This is a genomic window from Microbispora sp. NPDC049633, from assembly GCF_040675265.1.
Taxonomy (GTDB): domain Bacteria; phylum Actinomycetota; class Actinomycetes; order Streptosporangiales; family Streptosporangiaceae; genus Microbispora; species Microbispora maris.
Genome location: NZ_JBFAOO010000173.1, coordinates 1 through 15,638 on the forward strand (window position 1 = coordinate 1; position 15,638 = coordinate 15,638).

15 protein-coding genes are annotated in these 15,638 nt (G+C 72.3%); 6 read left to right on the top strand and 9 right to left on the bottom strand.

What is annotated here, in order from left to right; translation table 11 throughout:
- The 6 genes from AB0J39_RS31005 to AB0J39_RS31030 all read right to left on the bottom strand — a co-directional run.
- On the bottom strand, positions 1-289 hold a 289-nt coding region (locus tag AB0J39_RS31005; protein WP_363471252.1), incomplete at its 3' end, for a CbiX/SirB N-terminal domain-containing protein.
- Positions 289-1,017 carry a phosphoadenylyl-sulfate reductase gene (locus tag AB0J39_RS31010; protein WP_030505395.1) on the bottom strand — a complete coding sequence of 243 codons (729 nt, stop codon included), beginning with the start codon at positions 1,015-1,017 and terminating at the stop codon, positions 289-291. The genes AB0J39_RS31005 and AB0J39_RS31010, both read right to left, overlap by 1 nt.
- 60 nt (positions 1,018-1,077) lie before the next feature.
- Positions 1,078-1,233 carry an Insertion element protein gene (locus AB0J39_RS31015; RefSeq protein ID WP_142563833.1) on the bottom strand — a complete coding sequence of 52 codons (156 nt, stop codon included), beginning with the start codon at positions 1,231-1,233 and terminating at the stop codon, positions 1,078-1,080.
- A gap of 22 nt (positions 1,234-1,255) precedes the next feature.
- Positions 1,256-2,938, bottom strand: a complete 1,683-nt coding sequence (locus AB0J39_RS31020) for a nitrite/sulfite reductase (protein WP_363471254.1) — start codon at positions 2,936-2,938, stop codon at positions 1,256-1,258.
- 147 nt (positions 2,939-3,085) lie between these two features.
- Positions 3,086-3,169, bottom strand: a complete 84-nt coding sequence (locus AB0J39_RS31025; RefSeq protein WP_357054749.1) for a putative leader peptide — start codon at positions 3,167-3,169, stop codon at positions 3,086-3,088.
- Between the two features lie 84 nt (positions 3,170-3,253).
- Positions 3,254-3,388 carry a hypothetical protein gene (locus AB0J39_RS31030; RefSeq protein ID WP_363471256.1) on the bottom strand — a complete coding sequence of 45 codons (135 nt, stop codon included), beginning with the start codon at positions 3,386-3,388 and terminating at the stop codon, positions 3,254-3,256.
- A gap of 183 nt (positions 3,389-3,571) precedes the next feature.
- Here AB0J39_RS31030 and AB0J39_RS31035 point away from each other — a divergent pair, with 183 nt between their 5' ends.
- The 4 genes from AB0J39_RS31035 to rsgA all read left to right on the top strand — a co-directional run bounded on the left by AB0J39_RS31035 (position 3,572) and on the right by rsgA (position 8,911).
- Positions 3,572-4,540, top strand: coding sequence for a YihY/virulence factor BrkB family protein (locus AB0J39_RS31035; protein ID WP_363471258.1), 969 nt, complete (start codon positions 3,572-3,574; stop codon positions 4,538-4,540).
- A 32-nt stretch (positions 4,541-4,572) separates the two neighbouring features.
- A complete protein-coding gene (locus tag AB0J39_RS31040) occupies positions 4,573-6,096 on the top strand; it encodes a serine/threonine-protein kinase (protein ID WP_363471260.1) in 1,524 nt (507 codons plus the stop codon).
- 154 nt (positions 6,097-6,250) lie between these two features.
- Positions 6,251-7,510 (top strand): serine hydroxymethyltransferase, encoded by a 1,260-nt coding sequence (gene glyA, locus AB0J39_RS31045; protein WP_363471262.1) that lies wholly within the window; start codon positions 6,251-6,253, stop codon positions 7,508-7,510.
- A gap of 285 nt (positions 7,511-7,795) precedes the next feature.
- Positions 7,796-8,911: a ribosome small subunit-dependent GTPase A gene (gene rsgA / locus AB0J39_RS31050; protein WP_363471264.1), complete on the top strand. Its 1,116-nt coding sequence runs from the start codon at positions 7,796-7,798 to the stop codon at positions 8,909-8,911.
- 389 nt (positions 8,912-9,300) lie between these two features.
- On the opposite strand, the gene AB0J39_RS31055 is transcribed toward rsgA, so the two are convergent.
- From AB0J39_RS31055 to AB0J39_RS31065, 3 genes are all read right to left on the bottom strand, one after another.
- Positions 9,301-9,615 carry a WhiB family transcriptional regulator gene (locus AB0J39_RS31055; RefSeq protein ID WP_076434697.1) on the bottom strand — a complete coding sequence of 105 codons (315 nt, stop codon included), beginning with the start codon at positions 9,613-9,615 and terminating at the stop codon, positions 9,301-9,303.
- A 116-nt stretch (positions 9,616-9,731) separates the two neighbouring features.
- Positions 9,732-10,637 (bottom strand): sucrase ferredoxin, encoded by a 906-nt coding sequence (locus AB0J39_RS31060; RefSeq protein ID WP_363471266.1) that lies wholly within the window; start codon positions 10,635-10,637, stop codon positions 9,732-9,734.
- 202 nt (positions 10,638-10,839) lie between these two features.
- A complete protein-coding gene (locus AB0J39_RS31065) occupies positions 10,840-12,348 on the bottom strand; it encodes a glycerol-3-phosphate dehydrogenase/oxidase (RefSeq protein ID WP_363471268.1) in 1,509 nt (502 codons plus the stop codon).
- A 57-nt stretch (positions 12,349-12,405) separates the two neighbouring features.
- Here AB0J39_RS31065 and AB0J39_RS31070 point away from each other — a divergent pair, with 57 nt between their 5' ends.
- Together AB0J39_RS31070 and AB0J39_RS31075 are read left to right on the top strand one after the other, a co-directional pair.
- Positions 12,406-14,004 (top strand): FAD-binding oxidoreductase, encoded by a 1,599-nt coding sequence (locus AB0J39_RS31070; protein WP_363471270.1) that lies wholly within the window; start codon positions 12,406-12,408, stop codon positions 14,002-14,004.
- Between the two features lie 19 nt (positions 14,005-14,023).
- The gene (locus AB0J39_RS31075) at positions 14,024-15,523 is read left to right on the top strand and encodes a metallophosphoesterase (RefSeq protein WP_363471272.1); all 1,500 of its coding nucleotides are present in this window, start codon (positions 14,024-14,026) and stop codon (positions 15,521-15,523) included.
- Positions 15,524-15,638: the final 115 nt, after the last annotated feature.

Below are 15,638 nucleotides of genomic sequence, written 5' to 3' on the forward strand. Positions count from 1 at the left end.
CCCGCAGCCGCGGGGTGCGGCCGGGCGCCGCCCGCAGCGCCGCGGGGATGTCCACGCGGCTGTGGTAGGCGGCGGTGAGCAACAGGGGGAGCACGACGGCCTCGTCCAGCCCGGCCAGCGCCTGCGGCAGCGAGGGCGGGGCGTGGTCGAGATAGGCGGCGCGGACGTCGAGTTCGGGCCGCGCCCGCCGCACTCCGTCGAGTAGCGCCTCCACGGTCGCGGCGGCGCGCGGGTCGCGGGACCCGGGCGCCACCGCGACCAGCGGCGCGCCTTCGTGCGGAACGGTCATCAGAGGTGGATGCCGCACTCGATCTTGCCGAGGCCGGCCCAGCGGCCGCTGCGCGGGTCCTCGCCCGGCGCCACCCGGCGGGTGCAGGGGGCGCAGCCGATCGAGGGGTAGTCGTCGTAGTGCAGCGGGTTGATCAGGACCCCGTTGTCGGCGATGTAGTTGTCGACGTCCTCCTGCGTCCACCGGGCGATGGGGTTGACCTTCACCATCTGCCGCTTGGCGTCCCACTCCACGACCTTGGTGTTCGCGCGGGTGGGCGACTCGTCGCGGCGGATGCCCGACACCCACGCGAGGTACGGCTCCAGCGCCCGGTTGAGCGGCTCGACCTTGCGCAGGTAGCAGCACAGGTCGGGGTTGCGCCCGTACAGGCGCGGCCCGAGGTCGCGGTCCTGCTCCTCGACGGTCCTGGACGGCTTCACGTTGATCACGTTGACCTGGTAGACCGCCTCGACCGCGTCCCGGGTGCCGATGGTCTCGGCGAAGTGGTAGCCGGTGTCGATGAACAGCACGTCGACACCGGGCTTGACCCTGCTGACCAGGTCGATCAGCAGGGCGTCGCTCATCGACGAGGTGAGACAGAGGCGGTCGCCGAAGGTGGCCGCGGCCCAACGGATGATCTCCCGGGCGGGCGCGTCCTCAAGGAAGCGCGCCGCGGACTCCACGATGCCCTGGAGGTCCAGCGTGACCCGCTGCCGCTCCAGTCCTGCCTCTATCTCCGCCACCGACATCGTTACTCCTCACACGTCGTTCACTGATTCATCGGATGATTGGACGAAAGCCTTCGGGGATCACGAACGCACGCCGAGGCCGAGGAATTTCACCCGGAAGGCGCGGGCGCAAGATCTGCAGTACCACCCGTGGCTCTCCTCCTCGGTCACGTAGGGCTCCAGGTCCTCCTCGCCGCAGTACGGGCAGTAGAACGGCGCCGCTCGCTCGGTGCTCATTCGCTCGCTCCGCTCGCCGGCCTCATTTGAGGTCGGCCTCGTCGGCGCGCTTGACCCATTCGGCGAAGGACTCGCCCTCGTTCTTCTGCTTCTCGTAGTTGCGCACGACCCGCTCGACGTAGTCGGGCAGGTCCTCGGCCGTGGTCTTGAGGCCGCGGACCTTCCTGCCGAAGCTCGGGTTCAGGCCGAACGCGCCGCCCAGGTGCACCTGGTAGCCCTCGACCTGCTCGCCCTTGTCGTTGACCACGAGCTGGCCCTTGAGGCCGATGTCGGCCGTCTGGATGCGGGCGCAGGAGTTCGGGCAGCCGTTGATGTTGATGGTCAGCGGCTCGGTGAAGTCGGGCAGGCGCCGCTCCAGCTCGTCGATCAGCTCCGACGCGGCGTTCTTGGTCTCCACGATCGCGAGCTTGCAGTACTCGATGCCGGTGCAGGCCATCGTCTGGCGGCGGAAAGTGGAGGGGTTGACCCGCAGGTCGGCGGCCTCCAGCTCGGCCACGATCGACTCCACCCGGTCGGGCGCGACGTCGAGGATGACCATCTTCTGCTCGACCGTCGTCGCCACCCGGCCGGACCCGTGGCGCTCGGCGATGTCGGCGATGCGGTGCAGCAGGTCGCCGCTGAGCCGGCCCACCCGGGGGGCGAAGCCGACGTAGTAGTTGCCGTCACGCTGGAGGTGGACGCCGACGTGGTCGCGCCGGTCTCCCCGCGGCGCCGCGGGGGCCGGCCCGTCGGCCAGCTCGTACTTGAGGTACTCGGTCTGCAGCACCTCGCGGAACTTCTCCGGGCCCCAGTCGTTCATCAGGAACTTCAGCCGCGCCCTGCCGCGCAGCCGCCGGTAGCCGTAGTCGCGGAAGATGCCGGTGACCCCGGCCCACACCTCGTGGGCCTGCTCGGGCCGGACGAACACGCCGAGCCGCTTGGCGAACATCGGGTTGGTCGACAGGCCGCCGCCCACCCACAGGTCGAAGCCGGCCTCGCCCTGCTCGTTCAGCACGCCGACGAACGCGATGTCGTTGATCTCGTGGACCGTGCAGTGCGCGGCGCAGCCGCTGATCGCGGTCTTGAACTTGCGCGGCAGGTTGGAGAACGCCGGATCGCCGATGTACCGCTCGCGGATCTCCTGGAGCTGGGGCCGTCCGTCGATCACCTCGTCGGCGTCGATCCCCGCGAGGGGGCAGCCGAGCATGCCGCGCGGGGTGTCGCCGCACGCCTCGGTGGTGGACAGGCCCACGGCCTCCAGCCGCGTCCACATGTCCGGCACCGACTCGATTTCCACCCAGTGGAGCTGGATGTTCTGCCGGTCGGTGACGTCGGCGGTGCCCCTGGCGTAATCGTTGGAGACGTCGGCGATCACCCGGAGCTGCTCCAGGCTGAGCTGGCCGCCGTCGGTCCGGATGCGGATCATGAAGTAGCGGTCGTCGAGCTCCTCGGGCTCCAGGACGGCCGTCTTGCCGCCGTCGATGCCCGGCTTGCGCTGGGTGTACAGGCCGTACCAGCGGAAGCGGCCGCGCAGGTCGGCGGGGTCGATGGAGTCGAAGCCGCCCTTCGAGTAGATGTCGATGATGCGCTGGCGGACGTTCAGCCCGTCGTCGGCCTTCTTGTTCTCCTCGTTCTTGTTCAGCGGCTCACGGTAACCGAGAGCCCACTGACCTTCGCCACGCGGGCGCTTGTGATGGCGGTTCGCCGGGCGGGCCGGGGTGCTCATGGGCACACGTCCTTCTCCGAGGCTCGGTCTGAGATCGGTGTTCGGCGGGACGCCGGCGCAGGCGGCCTCTCACCTCGCCGTCGAGTGTGAGGGCATACGAAAACGACGCCTGGCCGAGCGCCCGGTTGGATCAGCGGAGGGCGACGGTCAGCCGGCGTCGATACAGATCGCGCTACGGACACGCAGGAGATCGACGTGGCGTCGCACGACGAGCAACGGGTCCGCTGGCATGTCCCAAACGATACCTCTGAGATCCTGGATGTCCAAGTTCGTGTCCAGGATGCGGGATTGTGACGGCAATGTGACGCGGGGTCGTCACCCCTTGCGCATCCAGTTCTCCGGCGGTTCGGCCTCGTGGTCCTTCTCGGACGGCTCCTGGTGCTGGCAGTCGCACCAGGACCCGCCGCGGCACTCCTCGTGCCGGTGCTCCCTGCACGCTGGGCAGATCATGTCTCCATTGTTCACCCCCTGTTACGAGCGGATGACAGGGGGCGCGCGGTGAACGGTTCGTGAGGGATCCTCGCGAGAGGGGGGTAGGGGCCCCTATTCTTGGCGGCGACAATCCGCTCGCAGGTCACGTACTAAGCGCCCCGGCAGCGGGTAGAGCCCAGATCTCATGACCGATTGGGTGCCATGACCTCCACGGACGCGCCGTCGCGCAGGCCGCGGCGCCTCACGCGCAAGGGCATGACCATTGCGCGGGCGCGCCTGACGTGGCTGCGCGGCACGAACCTCTGGTCCCTCGTCAAGGCGACCACGATGGCGGGCGTCAACTACCGGGTGACCGGCCTCGCGGGCGAGGCGGCCTTCTTCGCGCTGCTGTCGCTGCCGCCCTTCGTGCTCGGGCTGCTCGGCGTCATGGGCCATCTCAGCGGGCTGATCGGCGAGTCCACCGTCAGAGAGATCAGGGACTGGGTCGTGGCCCAGTCGGAGCTGCTGTTCACCCACAACACCGTCGAGCGGGTCGTGAAGCCGCTGCTCGCCGACGTGCTCAGCGGCGGGCAGGTCTCGCTGATCTCCGTCGGCTTCCTGCTGTCTTTGTGGTCCGGCTCACGTGCGCTGTTCGTGTACGTGGACCTGATATCCATCGCGTACGGGCTGGGGGAGACGCGGGGGATCATCCGCACCCGGGTGCTGTCGTTCTTCCTCTATCTCGCGGCGCTGCTGATCGGGCTGGTCGTCATGCCGATCCTGGTCATCGGGCCCACCCTGATGTCCAACGCTCTGCCCAGATACGCCGTGCTCGTGAACGTCCTCTACTGGCCCGTGGTGGTGATCGGCTCGGTGCTGGCGCTCACCGTGCTGTACCACGTGAGCGTGCCGCACCGGACTCGCTGGTGGCGTGAGACCCCGGGGTCCGCGCTGGCGCTGGTGATCTGGATCGTGTGCGCCGCGTTCCTGCGGGAGGTGCTGGCGGCGTGGTTCACCCCGCTGTCGATCTACGGCTCGCTCGCGGCGCCGATCGCCGTGCTGCTGTGGCTCTACATCACCGCGCTCGCCGTGCTCATCGGGGCGACGCTGAACGCGGAGGTGGACCGGCTGTGGCCGCTCAGCGGCGCCAGCCGGCACGAGCACCATCACCGCAAGTCCGGTAAAGGCTGATCCATACCGATAGCGGTGGAAGGATGGCGTCGATGGACGCGCAGCCCTCCGCCGGCGACCCCACCGCGACCCACCGGCGCACGATCGGCCCCTACGTCCCCGTACGCCGCCTGGGGGAGGGCGGCATGGGCATCGTCTATCTCGCCAGGGACCCGCGGGGCCGCCAGGTGGCGCTCAAGGTCATGCGGCCGGAGCTGGCCGCCCAGGAGGAGTTCCGGGCCCGGTTCCGCAAGGAGGCGGAGGCCGCCCAGCGGGTCGCCAGGTTCTGCACCGCGCCGCTCCTCGACGCCGGGCGGGACGGCGACCGGCACTACCTCGTCACCGAGTACGTCGACGGCCCCGACCTGTCGTCGGTCATCGACGCGCAGGGCCCGCTGTCCGGTTCCAACCTCGACGCGCTCGCCGTCGGCGTCGCGACCGCCCTCGCCGCCATCCACGGGGCGGGGATCGTGCACCGCGACCTCAAGCCGTCCAACATCCTGCTGTCGCCCCTCGGCCCCCGGGTCATCGACTTCGGCGTGGCCCAGCTCGCCGACACGCTCGCCGAGCGAACCGGGACCGTGATCGGGACGCCCGGTTACATGTCCCCGGAGCAGGCGCGCGGGGAGCCGGTGACCTCCGCGGCCGACGTCTTCGCCTGGGGCTGCGTGATGGCGTACGCCGCGACCGGCAGGCCGCCGTTCGGCGGCGGCGCCGCGCCCGAGGTCCTCTACCGGGTCGCGCACCACGTGCCGTACCTGACGGGGCTCGACGAGCGCCTGCGGCCCCTGGTCGATCAGGCGCTGGACAAGGACCCCGGCCGGCGGCCGAGCGCCCAGCGGCTCCTCGACCGGCTGCTCGGCCGGGAGGAGGTGGCGGTCGAGGCCGCCACGAGGATCGTCAGCGACATCTGGGCGGCTCCCGCCGAGACGACCCGCCGCGCGGGCGCCGCGCGGGACGGCGCGAAGGCGGGCGGCGCGCACGCCGGCATGGGAGCAGGCCCGGAAGCAAGCACGGGAGCAGGCACGGGAGCAGGCCCGGAAGCAGGCGCAGAAGCCGGCATGGAAGCCGGCACCGGCAGGCGGGGCGGCCGACGCTGGGCGCCGGTGGCGGCGGTCTGCGGGGCGCTCGCGGTGGCGGCCGCGATCCTGCTCCTGGCGTGGCGCCCCTTCGGCGGCGGGGGGACGGAGCCCAAGGGCCCGCTGACGGCCCGGGACGCCACGTTCAACGGTTCCTCGCTCCACCTGACCGTCGACGCGGTCCGGCGGCGGGGGAGCTCGGTGAGCGTGCAGCTGACGGTCACGCTGAAGGACGGGAACCAGTGGTGGCCGAAGGACCTGTTCGGCGACCAGGTGTCGGGCGCCGCCCTCGTCGATCCGCCCAGCGGTTCCAAGTTCACGCCGGCGCGCAAGGACGGCGGCTGCCTGTGCAGCACGCTTCCGGCCCACTGGCTGCAGCCGGGCGACGTGGTCCCCCTCTACGCCACCTACACGGGCGTTCCCGAGGACCTGGAGACCGTCGGCCTCGACGTCCCGGGGTTCGGGCTCCTCGCCGACGTGCCCGTCTCGTCGGAGTGAGGGGGTCGTTCCGCTCCGATAAAGTGGGGAAGGTCGCGACTGGCGCTGACGTGCTCCTGTGGCGCGTCGCTAGGTGGGGCACCACCGGGGAGCGAATTCGCGGAGGCCGTGCGCCTGGGTCGCCGCCGCCGTCGACGTGGAGAAGGAAAGCGCCATGGCTGAGAACTCGCTGAACGTCGTCGATCCCGAGATCGCCGAGCTGATCAAGGCGGAGGAGCGGCGGCAGGCCGACACCGTCAAGCTGATCGCGTCCGAGAACTACGTGTCCAGGGCCGTCCTGGAGGCGACCGGGACCGTCCTCACGAACAAATACTCCGAGGGTTACCCGGGCAAGCGCTACTACGAGGGCCAGCAGGTCATCGACAAGATCGAGACGTTGGCGATCGAGCGGGCCAAGTCGGTCTTCGGCGTGAGCCACGCCAACGTCCAGCCCTACTCGGGCTCGCCCGCCAACCTCGCCGTCTACCTGGCGTTCCTGAGCCCGGGCGACACCGTGCTCGGCATGGGCCTGCCGTTCGGCGGCCACCTCACCCACGGCTGGTCGGTGTCCGCCACCGGCAAGTGGTTCAACTCCGTCAAGTACGGCGTGCGCCGCGACACCGGCCGCATCGACATGGACGAGGTGCGCGCGCTGGCGCTCGAGCACCGGCCCAAGCTGATCTTCTGCGGCGGCACCGCGATCCCGCGCACCATCGACTTCCCGGCCTTCGCGGAGATCGCCAAGGAGGTCGGCGCGGTGCTGGCGGCCGACATCGCCCACATCGCGGGCCTGGTCGCCGGGGGCGCCCACCCCTCCCCGGTCGGGCACGCGGACGTGATCTCCACGACCACCCACAAGACCCTGCGCGGCCCGCGCGGCGCGATGCTCATGTCGAGCTCCGAGGAGATCGGCAAGGCGCTCGACAAGGCCGTGTTCCCCGGCCTGCAGGGCGGTCCGCACAACCACACCACCGCCGCCATCGCCGTCGCCCTGCGCGAGGCCGCCCAGCCGGAGTTCAGGACGTACGCCGCGCAGATCGTGAAGAACGCGAAGGCGCTCGCCGACGAGCTGCTCGCCCGCGGCTTCGACCTGGTCTCCGGCGGCACCGACAACCACCTGATCCTGATGGACCTCACGTCCAAGGGCGTCGGGGGCAAGCCGGCCGCGCAGGCGCTCGACCGGGCGGGCCTGGAGACCAACTACAACACCGTGCCCTTCGACCCGCGCAAGCCGTTCGACCCGTCGGGCATCCGCATCGGCACGCCGTCGGTCACGTCCCGGGGGATGGGCGAGGCCGAGATGCGCCAGATCGCCGCGTGGATGGACGAGGTCGTCACCGCCGTGGCCAAGGGCGACGCGGAGGACGTGATCGCGCGGGTGCACGGCGAGGTCACCGAGCTGACGAGCCGGTTCCCCGCGCCCGGCCTGTCCTGATCATCCGGATCGGCCGCGACGGCTCCCCGCGAAGGCGGCGGGGAGCCGTTCGCGTACCGGGCGGTCAGCCGAATCGCCTGTGGCGTGACGACGCGGATTAATCCGCTTGCGGGGAGCGGCCGCGGGGCTGCTACTGTTCGTCCATCGCCGCGATTCGCGCGGCCGGAACCAGGGAGGTGAGGACTATGCGGGTCTTTCTGACGACCATGCCGTCCGTCAACTCCCGGGTGCCCGCCTAGTCTCCTCTCGCTGGGACACCCGGTTTCCGAAGGGTGTTCACCAGCAGTGTTCAACGATCTTTCTCTTCTCGGCTGGCACGAGGGGCTCGCGGAGCAGCTCCCCGACCTGCCCGGCGGCGCCGTCCCCGCGCGTGTGGCGCGGGTCGACCGGGGCGCCGCCGAGGTCATCGCCGCCGACGGAACCCATCAGGCGCGGTTCGGCGCCCGCGTACGCAGAGCCGCGGCGGCCGACCCGCTCGCGCTTCCGTGCGTGGGGGACTGGGTCGCGCTCAACCGGCTCGACCTGTCCTCATCCCACGGGGGCCACTACGAACTCGCCGAGGTGCTGCCCCGCCGTACGGCCTTCGTCCGGGGCGGGGTGAGCCGCGACTCGCGCGGCGGGCTGTCGGGCGACGGCCAGGGCCAGGTCCTGGCCGCCAACGTCGACGTGGTCTTCGTGGCCGAGCCGTCCATGCACGCCACGGACTTCGCCGATCTCGGCAGGATCGAGCGTCTCGTGGCGCTCGCCTGGGAGAGCGGCGCCCGTCCGGTCGTGCTCGTCACCAAGGCCGATCTCTTCGAACAGGGACTCGGCGATCTCCTCGCCGACGTCGAGGCGGCGGCGCCGGGCGTCGACGTCCACCCGGTCTGCTCACTCACCGGCGACGGGGTGGAGCTGGTGCGTGCCCACCTCGGCGCCGCCGGGACCGCCGTGATCCTCGGCCCGTCGGGCGCGGGCAAGTCGACGCTCGTCAACGCACTCGCCGGCGCGGAGGTCATGGAGACCCAGCAGGTCAGGGCCGCCGACGGGCGGGGCAGGCACACGACCGTGCACCGGCAGCTCATCCCGCTGCCCGGCGGCGGGCTCGTCATCGACACCCCCGGCATCCGCCGGGTCGGACTGTACGAGATGAGCGAGGGCGTCGGCCTGGTCTTCGCCGACATCGAGGAACTGGCCGAGAGCTGCCGCTTCTCCGACTGCCGGCACCATGAGGAGCCGGGCTGCGCCGTGCTGGCCGCGGTGGAGTCGGGCGAGCTGCCCGAGCGGCGGCTGGAGAGCTGGAACAGGCTGCAGCGCGAGGCCGCCTGGATGGCCCGCCGGACCGACGCCCGGCTGCGCGCCGAGGAGACCCGCAAGTGGAAGGTCATCCACAAGCAGATGCGGGGCATGAGCCGCCCGTAGGACGGCGGCTCGGGGTGCCTTCCGCCCCGGCCGCGGGTATGACCCCGGGCGTGAGGACGACGCGGGCACGGCCGCCGTACGCGGACCGTGCCCTGGCGGGGGCGCTGCTCGCCGGGTCGCGCGGGGCACGGACCCGCGGGACCCGGCGCCGCTCGCGCCGTCCATGCGCGGGCGGCGGCTCACCGAGGCGTGCCGTGACCACCGGCCGCACAGGGACGCGACGGGACGCGGCGGGACGGTGGACAGGGCTCACCGAGGCGTGCCGTGCCCACCGCCGGCGGCGGGACGGTGGACACGCGAAGGGCGCCCCGGGTGCGCCGTCCTCCCATTTCGGGGGGACGGGACGCGGGGCGCCCAGCGGTGACGCGTGTCGGGGAAGGGGGAAACGCTCAGGCGACGGCGCTGATGCCGGCGCTCGCGGCGCGGCGCATACGGCGGCGACGCTCGGACGCGCGCTCGTCCTCGTTGAGGCCGCCCCACGTGCCGTACTTCTCCGGCCGGGAGAGCGCGTAGTCGAGGCACTCCGCTCGCACTGGACACTGAGCGCAGATGGCCTTGGCCTTGCGCTCCCGGATGTCGCGCTCGGGCTGACGCTCACCGTCAGGACCGAAGAACAGCACCAGGTCCTCTCCCCGGCACGCGGCATCATCCTGCCAACCCCAGCTGGGGCGCGGGCGGGCGAGCTGCCGACGTACCTGAGACATGAGAAACCACCTTTGGTGAGAGGTATTTCAGTGTTCGTGCCGCTTTGGACGCTTGTGGCGTCCCTTGTGCCAACGCCGGGATAGGCCGTGGTGTTCCCGGCTCCGGGCAGGAGCCCTCAGGTCAATACCGGCGTGAGCTCGCTCAGTTCGGCCAACCTGTAGGTCGGGATTCCATCGGCGCAAGTCATCCCGCACGGTGCCGTGAACACCGCGGGTTCGACCACGACTCGGAATCGCGACGTCCCACGCTCCGTCGTGCACCGCACGACGCAGATCGTGGTGTCGTCAACCGACCGGGAGGATTCCACGGCCACCCCGCCGACCGAGATCTCGCCGGTGTGCGCCCGGACGAAGTGCTCGGCGGCCTGCAGTGGCTCAGGGATACCCGCGCGTCCCCGGAAACGGTCGAGGACGACCTCGCCGTGCCGGTACGCGTTTGCCGCCGCGATCGCAGCAGCCTGAGACATGCTGCCGTAGTAAAGCCCGTGTGGCAAGCATACGAGGTTGGCGGCGTATCGATCGCCGCCGACATGTGTGGTTTCCCACACTTCGCCGGGCAGGTTCTCGTCCAGGAACCGGGCCAGCGGGAGTCCGAGACGCGCACAGCACGCGTTGTGCCTGCCGTGCGTGCAGACCAGGTACATCGGCTCGTTCACCAGTATGCAGGACTCCGGAACCACTCCGTGCACGAGTGCGCCCAGGTCAAGATCGTCGGGGCGCTCCAGGAAGCCCTCCGCGAGCCACGGGTGGTCCACCGCGGCGGCGGCGACGTAGACGTGCAGGGGGCCCGTGAGGGGCTCGCGACGGCCGGGCCGGCGGATCAGCTGCGGCCGGATGTCCAGTGCCCTGGCGCGGGAGACCAGCCGCTGGACGTCTTCGGGCAGCCGGCACTCCTCCAGCTCCGCCGCCCAGGGGCCCGTGTGCTCGATGAGCAGCCAGAACCGGCCCTTCCTGGTCGCGCTCGCCAGGATCGGCGCCTCCCCTGAGTGGCAGGCGGCGGGGTGCTCGCACCCGTTGGCCATCCGGTCCCGTCCTTCACTCGCGTTCCTTAGGTAAGACTAACCTTAGCCACTGGGGCGGGAAGTGGCGGGAGCAGGGGCGTAAATCAACGTTAAATTCGTAAATTTTCGGATACTGGCGTTGCATGCGCCGCTGTACGCGTCGACGGCCACGACGAGGGCGAGCCGTGATCAAACGTAGGCGACGGCCGGGGGTGAGCGCCGGTCAGGAGTAGGCCAGCGCGGCTTCGGCGGCGGAGAGGGCCGCCGCCCGGTCCTCGGGGACCAGGCCGATCCTCGTCCGCCGGTCCAGCAGGTCGGCGGCGTCCAGGGCGCCCTCGTGGCGCACGGCCCACACCAGCTCGGCCCGGGTGACCCCCAGCGCCACCGGCTCGGCCAGCGCCGGGTCCTCCCGCATCAGCTCGCGCAGCGCCCAGGCCTCCGAGCCGTACCTGCGGGCCAGCCGCCCGGGCGCGCCCGGCCGTACCGGTCCGGCCCCGACGAGGGGCAGCCGCGCCGTACGGCTCGCACGCGCGTGCGGGCACGCGGCGTCGACGGCGTCCTCGGCCATCCGCCGATAGGTCGTGAGCTTCCCGCCCACGACCGTCACGACGCCGTCCGGCGAGCGCAGCACGGCGTGGCGGCGCGAGAGGTCGGCCGTCGGCCCGCCGGCGGAGTCCGGCGCCCCGGCCGTGTCGACCAGGGGCCGCAGCCCGGCGAAGGCGGCGGCGACGTCCGCGCGGGACAGCGGCCGGTCCAGCGCGGTGCCGAGGACATCGAGCAGGAACGCGACGTCGCTCTCGGGCGCCTCGGGGACGTCGGGGATCGGGCCGTCCAGCGGTTCGTCGGTCAGCCCGGCGTAGACGCGGCCGTCGGCCTGGGGGAGCACCAGCACGAAGCGGGCGCGCTCGCCGGGGATCGGCACGTGCAGCCCCGCGCGCAACGCGCCGAGCGCCCCGGGGCGCAGCACGAGGTGCGTGCCCCGCGAGGGGCGCAGCGCCACCGACGGCGTCAGCCCGCCGGCCCACACGCCGGTCGCGTTGATCACCGCGCGGGCGCGGATGTCGAACTCCTCGCCGGTCAGCTCGTCACGCACCCGGGCGCCGTCCCCCGCCAGCGTCAGCGCTCGGCAGCGGGTGAGGATCCGCGCGCCGTGGGCGGCGGCCGTCCGCGCCAGCGCGACGACCAGGCGGGCGTCGTCCACCACCCGGCCGTCCCACGACAGCAGCGCCCCGCGCAGGCCGTCCGCGCGCAGGGCCGGGGCGAGCGTGAGGGCCCGCTCCGCCCCGATCCGGGAGGGGCCCGGCAGCAGCCGCCGCGGCGTGCCCGCGGCGGCCCGCAGCGCGTCGCCCAGGCGGTAGCCCGCCATGACGGTCGTGGCCGCAGGCCGGGGGACGGCCGGCGTCAGCGGCAGCAGGTAGGGGTGGGCGGAGACCAGATGGGGCGCGGTGAAGCGCAGCAGGGCGTCGCGCTCCACCGCGCTCTCCCAGGCCACGCCGACCTGCCCGCTCGCGAGGTAGCGCAGCCCGCCGTGGATGAGCTTCGAGCTCCACCGGGAGGTGCCGAACGCCAGGTCGTGGGCGTCCACGGCGGCCACCGACAGCCCGCGTGAGGCGGCGTCGAGCGCCGCTCCGGCCCCCGTCGCCCCCAGACCGACCACGAGCACGTCGACGACGTCGGCGCGCGCCTCACCGAGCTCCCAGAGGCGCCGGGCGGCGTTGAGTGAGGAGTTCATGTCCTCTCCACTACTTGGGGATTACTCTGGAGTAACCTACCTGGAGGCGTCACGGACATGGAAACCCCTCTCACCTCGGCGGAACCCATGCTCTGGTCGGGCTGGGGCGATCCCGCCAAGGCCGCCGAGCTCCCCGCGCCGGTGCGTGACCTGCTCGCGGAGCTTCTCGGCGTCCGGGCGCCCGCCGTGCCGGCGGCGACGTTCGGCGAGGTGCGGCTGCCGGCCGTGGCGCTGCCGCCGCCCGTCCTGGCCGCGCTGGCCACGGTGGTGGGGGACGAGCACGTGCGGGCCGACGACGACGCCCGCATCCGCCACACCCGGGGCAAGTCCACCCCCGACCTGCTGCTCATGCGCGCGGGGGACGCCTCGGACGCGCCCGACGCCGTCGTGCTTCCCGGCTCCCATGACGAGGTGGCCGCCGTGCTGCGCGTGTGCGCGGAGCACCGGGTGGCCGTGGTGCCGTTCGGCGGCGGCACCTCGGTGGTCGGCGGGCTCGTGGCGTCCCGGCAGGGCTTCGCGGGCGTGGTCGCGCTCGACCTGGCCCGGCTCGACCGGCTCGTCTCCGTCGACCCCGTGTCCATGGTCGCGGAGCTGGAGCCGGGCCTGCGCGCGCCGCAGGCCGAGCAGCTGCTCGCGGGGCACGGGCTGACGCTCGGGCACTTCCCCCAGTCGTACGAGTACGCGACGCTCGGCGGGTTCGCGGCGGCCAGGTCCAGCGGGCAGGCCTCGGCCGGGTACGGCAGGTTCGACGACATGGTCGCCGGTCTGACCGTCGCGACGCCCCGGGGCACGCTGGAGATCGGCCGCGCGCCCAGGTCGGCCGCCGGGCCCGACCTGCGCCAGGTGTTCCTGGGCTCCGAGGGCGCCTTCGGGGTGATCACCTCGCTGCGGCTGCGGGTGCACCGCACCCCGGCCGTCAGGGCGTACGAGGGCTGGCGGTTCGAAAGCTTCGCTGCGGGGACGGCGGCCGTGCGGCGGCTCGCGCAGGACGGCCCGCCCCCCACGGTGCTGCGGCTGTCGGACGAGACCGAGACCATGGTCGGGCTGGCCAAGCCCGCCGATCTCGGCGCGGCCGGCCGCGAATCCGGCTGCCTGCTGGTGGCGGGCTTCGAGGGCGCCCCGGGCGACGTGGCCCACCGGCGGGACCGCGCCGCCGCCGTGCTGGTCGAGGCGGGCGGCGTCCACCTGGGATCGGAGCCGGGGGAGAAGTGGGCGCAGGGCCGGTTCTCCGCGCCCTATCTGCGTGACTCCCTGCTGGCCGCCGGGGCCACCGTGGAGACGCTGGAGACCGCCGGCTTCTGGTCGAACCTGCCGCGCCTCTACGACGCCGTACGGCTCGCCCTGCACGGCGTCCTGGGCTCGCCCCTGGTCATGTGCCACATCTCCCACGTCTACGCCACGGGGGCCTCGCTGTACTTCACCGTGGTCACCGCTCAGACCGCCGACCCGCTCGCGCAGTGGGCGGCGGCCAAGCGCGCCGCGAACGAGGCGATCGTGGGGGCGGGCGGTACGATCTCCCACCACCACGGCGTCGGCCGCGACCACCGCGAGGCGTACGCCGCGGAGATCGGCGACCTGGGCGGCGAGATCCTGCGAGGGATCAAGGAACGGCTCGACCCCGCCGGGATCCTCAACCCGGGTGTGCTGATCCCCTAGAGACGCCAAGATTGTTTCCATGGTCGATGTGGGCGCGGCCGCCGCGCGGGGGAAGCAGGTCTCGTCACGGGTGTCGCAGGCCGGAGCGGGCTGGGACTGCCAGGAGATCGGCTCCTTCGACGCGCTGCGCCCCGACCGGAACTCCTTCAGCTGGCTGAACCCCGCGACGCTGTGGCGCTCGCGCAACGAGGTCCTCGCCCAGCTGTTCGGCGACCCCTCACCGCAGGTGCGCCGCCGCTGGGTGGCCTCGCAGCGCGAGCGCGGCGTCGACGAGGACTTCCGGGTGCGCCTCGACCCGGGCGAGGAGTTCTCGTTCCTCGTGCTCGGCGACACCGGGGAGGGCGACGCCTCGCAGTACGCGGTGGTGCCCGGGCTGCTCAAGCTCGGCGAGGGCACCGCGTTCGCCGTCATCGCGAGCGACGTGATCTACCCGACCGGCTCCGGCAACGAGTACCGCGACAAGTTCTTCCGGCCCTACAAGGACTACCGGGCCCCGATCTTCGCCGTGCCCGGCAACCACGACTGGTACGACGGGCTGGGCGGCTTCATGCGGGTCTTCTGCGACGCCCGCCCCCTGTCCGCAGAGAACCGGGGATTCCGGTTGTCGCCCGGCGGGCTGCGCGGGCTGCTGTGGAAGCAACCCGAGACGATCGACGAGGACGCCCTCGCGGAGGCCAGGACGATGCGGCCCGACCCCGGTCCGGCGCTGCCGGGGCCGTACTGGGTGCTCGACACCGGCCGCCTGCTGCTCGTGGGCATCGACACCGGCATCAAGGGCACGCTCGACCGCGAGCAGGGCGAGTGGCTGCGCCGGGTCTCCGCCGACCCCCGCCCGAAGATCCTGATCACCGGTAAGCCGATCTACGTCAACAACGCCTACCACCCGTGTCCCATCGAGGGCGGCGGCACGGTGGACGACGTGGTCCGCGACCCGGCGCACAACTACGTCGCGGCCATCGGCGGCGACGTGCACAACTACCAGCGCTACCCGGTCCGGGCGGAGGGCCGGCTCATCCAGTACGTCGTGTCCGGGGGCGGCGGGGCGTTCATGCACGCGACCCACACCATCCCCCGGGTGGACGCCGGCGGCGTCCACGAGGACGACTTCAAGTGCTATCCGCTGCGCGGCGACTCGCTGTCGTTCTACAGCCTGCTCTACAGCAGGAGGCTGCGGCTGCGCGGGCTGTACATCACCCCGGAGGAGGGGCTGGCCCTGATGTCGCGGCGGATCGGCAACGCCCCGCCCCGGCCCACGCCGGGAGCGCCGACCGGCGCGCGGGTGAGATGGGCGGCCCGGCTGCTCGGCGGCTGGCCGATGCCGTTCCGCCTGCCGGTGGGCCGGGTCTTCCATCGGTACATCTCCGAACTGTCCGACTGGGACACCCCGCCCTTCTTCAAGAGCTTCCTCCATCTGTCGGTCACCGGGGACACGCTCCGGCTGCGCTGCTTCGCCGCCACGGGCTGCCTCCCGCAGGAGGAGGAGCCTCCGCTGGAGGACGAGGTCGAGATCCCGCTCTGACCGCGTACGGCGTCCTCGCGGACCGCGGGGCGGGCCGGCGGACCGCGGGGCGGGCGGCAGACCGCGGAAGATCTCGATGTAGACCGCCGACAGCCAGCGGTAGGGCGCGACCGAG